The following is a 514-nucleotide window of genomic DNA, read 5'->3' as shown; positions in this document are numbered from 1 at the left end:
CTTGTGTCGCAAGGAAGATTTCCAGTTCCAACAGGTCGCTAAACCCCACCCCAATCTGACGGGCGATGGTGATCAACATACTGCCGAGCAGGCCAGAAAGTACGCCGCCCTGCCAGCCGAACTTCCATGCCATCACCACGTTGGGTAAAAACACCACGAGCAGTAACAGGCGTTCAATCTGCGGTGACAGCACCATCTGCGTGCCGATCCCGAGAATAAAAAAGAGGCTGCACCAGATGATAAGCGAGGTCCGTAACGGCGGCGCTATCGTGTCAAGGCCAAGCAGATGATGGCGATGTTGCTGACGTAAGAATTCAAAAATGAGATAGACAAAGGGTGTCAGCAGCACCCAGCCGGTGAAAGAAGCCAGGCACGCCAGCAGCATGGTGCTCTGCACAAAAGGGGCGAGCAGCACGGTATGCAGCAGTGGGCTGGCGGTAACGGGGGACGGCAGCACGTCAGGGAGCGGGAGCGCGTATGGCGCGGTGAGTGGTGTGCGCTTGGCAAGAGCTCG

General features: G+C 57.6%; 1 protein-coding gene. It reads right to left on the bottom strand.

Features of this window, described 5'->3' with window-relative positions; all coding sequences use genetic code 11:
- Positions 1 to 514 (bottom strand): MASE1 domain-containing protein (locus tag BTM36_RS27025; protein ID WP_174616935.1); only part of this gene is annotated, 514 nt, incomplete at both ends.

The organism is Herbaspirillum sp. VT-16-41 (assembly GCF_001994935.1).
GTDB lineage: Bacteria > Pseudomonadota > Gammaproteobacteria > Burkholderiales > Burkholderiaceae_D > Herbaspirillum > Herbaspirillum frisingense.
The sequence above is the reverse complement of the archived record's forward strand: the minus strand, read 5'-3'. Positions and strand labels throughout refer to the sequence as shown.